Annotated in this window: 1 protein-coding gene and 1 pseudogene; one reads left to right on the top strand and one right to left on the bottom strand. The window is 44.1% G+C overall.

The window, feature by feature from the left end; genetic code table 11:
- Positions 1 to 959: 959 nt before the first annotated feature.
- Positions 960 to 2,177 (bottom strand): ATP phosphoribosyltransferase regulatory subunit, encoded by a 1,218-nt coding sequence (locus tag O9332_RS26245; RefSeq protein ID WP_002760878.1) that lies wholly within the window; start codon positions 2,175 to 2,177, stop codon positions 960 to 962.
- Positions 2,178 to 2,492: 315 nt separating this feature from the next.
- Between O9332_RS26245 and O9332_RS26240 the strand changes: the two are divergent.
- Positions 2,493 to 3,408 (top strand): annotated as a pseudogene (locus tag O9332_RS26240) (RNA-guided endonuclease InsQ/TnpB family protein); the annotation flags it as partial.

Below are 3,408 nucleotides of genomic sequence, written 5' to 3'. Positions count from 1 at the left end.
TCTACTCTAGATACAGTCAACGGTACAGCCATTTTCAAAGGGAAAATGTACCCAGTAGCGTCTTTTCAATTTTTTCTGAGAAGCTCCAGGCAGTAAGGGTTTTGTTAATTTTTTAGTATTTCTGTATGGGGGAAGTCCAGGTATAAAAACGCTTCAAAATACTCGCTTAATGCTTCTTTCCAGGGTTCATCATAATTGGCGGTTGGTTGTTTCATGGCGAGTCGCTACCAATTGGAAAGTTAGGCACTCATCTAAATCTATTATTCCCCATAAATATCATCAATGCTACTTGTCGTCACAAAACTTCCCATTAGAGCAACCTACATCTACATCTTTGTTCTAACATTTATTGGTAAAACTATATAATGCCGTCAGATATTTGGGGAAGGAACCAGATAAACCGGGACGGACATCTTTAACCAAAAAAGGAGTTGACATGATTTTTTCTTGAATAAAGGGTGAAAATTTTAAAATCGCCGTTTCCCGCACTTGGGACAGCCCTAGTCGTTACCCTGCCAAGAAGCGGATCAATTATCGCCGTCAGCGTTGGGTTTCATGCTTTAACCCAACCCACGTTCATCTCTGGTATAGACTAGAATCGATTATTAACATTGATTTTTGCTTATGATTTATTATGGTTTCAGTGGGTATTAATGATGGTTATTATAAACAAACCAATCAATATTATTTATAAAGTTTTTTAACGGCTCTTCTGGTTTATGTGTGGAAACGAGGTCTATTCTCGCGAAACAGGTGCAAGATTTTGAGGGAATCGTGCTTCAAAACCTTGCGTTTTCATCGGCCCGCGTCCTGTAGGGGCGAAGCATTCGGATAAAAAATCTACGGTTTCACCGATAGGTTATTGCCCGAATGCTTCGCCCGTACTTTTTGCCGCAAACCCTAGATAGAGTCCTATAGCAGCGGGCAGAAGGCAGTATTTTCGCTGCTTTTGCCCCCTTTTAGAGAGATTCTTCGCTCACGGAACCATCTTCCTGCACCCAGGCGAGATTTTTAATCATTCGATCGCGGGCATAGGTACGAATTTGTGCCTCGCTGCGACCCCCTAAATCGATCGCCACTCTCAGATTCGGATCACCGGTGCGAAGGGAGCGAGCTTTACTAAAAGTCGCTATCTGGGCGTTATTACCCAAAGGGATAAGCAACCAGTCGAGGGGGGCAGCTTGAGTGGGTAAAGTCTGCCCCGATAATAAACTTTCGTGCAGTTCTTCGATATTCAGGGAAAAACCGATACCCGGAGCCGATTGGCCCTGGGGATGAAAAACGCCCAATAATTGATCATAGCGTCCGCCCTGGCCTAAAATACTGAGATTTTGCTGGTGATCACTAACCGCTTTAAAAACGATGCCGGTGTAGTAATCAAAGGTTTGAATCAGACTTAAATCGAGAATTAGGGGGAAAGGCCCAGAGCGATCGGCATTAAGCAGCTCTACTAGGGATTTAAGGTTATTAACGGCTTTTTGGGCTGATTCTTCCTGGGCCAATACTGCCACTTGTGCGAGGACATCCTCAGGATTACCGCGCAGCTGGAATAATTGTCGGGCTTGCTGCCGGAGGATTTCGTTAGGATAGGGAAGATTTTCGAGGCTAACGTAGTCGAGGAGGGCTAAACAGCGTTTCACCTGTTCGCGTAAGGGATCCGGAAAGGGAGAAAGTAGCGAACGAGTCAAACCCGCTTCTCCTAAAATAATCTGCCAGTTAGGGACGGCCAAACTATCGAAACAGTCGGCCAGGAGCAGTAAAATCTCGGCATCGGCTAGTAAACCGCCAGAAAAGAGCAGTTCTACCCCCGCTTGATAGAATTCCACTTGACGACCGTGATAACCGGCGCTAGGGCGACGAAAAACGTTAGCCCGATAACAGAGACGTTGGGGATAGGACTCCCCACTCATGCGGGTGACGGCACTGCGGGCAATGGAAGCGGTTAATTCAGGGCGTAATCCCGATAGTCCTTGACTATCCCCGTGGAGTTGGATCACGGTGCTGGGATCGATCGCACCGCCTGCGGTGAGGGTATCGAGCCATTCAATGGTGGAGGTGACGATCCTTTGATAGCCCCAACGCTGAAAGACAGACTGAAGGCGATCGTTAATCCAGCCTTTTTGGGTAACTTCTAGGGGTAATAAATCCCTTGTCCCCGCCGGGGGTTGATGAATCATGGGAGTTTGCTAATCAAAATCGGTGGCACTGGTCAGTCCTATTTCACTTTACGACAAGTTGTGACCAGTTTCCTGATGGGTAAAAACCCCTAACAAATCCTCTTAGGGGTTTTTATCTCAAATGTCGGGGTGAAGACAGCAATTCTAAATTTGCCCTGTAGCAAGGCTTTTGGGGGTTAGTTCCCATAATACGGGGTCAAATTCAATGGGATTGCAAATTTCATCGAAAATTTTGGGTCTGAAACCCCGTCGTTCTACGACGGCTTTACCGTCAAATATTAGCACATTTACACGATATATGCTAGAATGCGGGATATGGAAAAAGCCTATTCGTTTCGATTTTACCCCACACCAGAACAAGAGTCGCTATTGCGGCGCACATTGGGCTGTGTAAGATTAGTTTACAACAAAGCTCTCCATGTCAGAACACAAGCTTGGTATGAAAGACAAGAAAGAGTAGGATATGCTGAAACGTCTTCAATGCTAACCGAGTGGAAAAAACAAGAAGAATTAAACTTTCTCAATGAAGTTAGCTGTGTACCTTTACAACAAGGGTTAAGACACCTACAAACAGCTTTTACTAATTTCTTTGCTGGTCGTACTAAGTATCCTAACTTTAAGAAAAAACATCAGGGAGGAAGTGCCGAATTTACCAAGTCTGCTTTTAAATTTAAAGACAGACAAGTCTATTTAGCTAAATGCACAGAACCTTTACCTATTCGATGGTCAAGACAAATCCCAGAAAGCTGTGAACCAAGCACAGTAACAGTCAGATTACATCCTTCTGGACGCTGGCATATTTCAATTAGATTTGATGACCCAACAATTAAGCCTTTCCCAGTAACAGATAAAGCCATTGGAATTGACTTAGGAATTAGTAGCCTCGTGATTACCAGCGATGGCGATAAAGTGTCTAATCCCAAGCATTTTAAAAAGCATTATCGGAGACTGCGAAAGGGTCAAAAAATCGGGAAAAAGCAAGAATCAAAGTAGCCAAGATTCACGCTCAAATCACCGATAGCAGAAAAGACCATTTACACAAGCTAACCACTCAATTAGTTCGGGAAAACCAAACGATTGTGGTTGAGAATTTAGCCGTTAAGAATATGGTCAAAAACCCGAAATTATCTCAGGCAATATCTGACGTTAGTTGGGGAGAAATTACCCGACAATTAGCCTATAAATGCCGTTGGTACGGCAGAAATTACATCGAAATAGATAGATGGTTTCC

It is taken from the genome of Microcystis sp. LE19-10.1B (assembly GCF_027530565.1).
Taxonomy (GTDB): domain Bacteria; phylum Cyanobacteriota; class Cyanobacteriia; order Cyanobacteriales; family Microcystaceae; genus Microcystis; species Microcystis aeruginosa.
The sequence above is the reverse complement of the archived record's forward strand: the minus strand, read 5'-3'. Positions and strand labels throughout refer to the sequence as shown.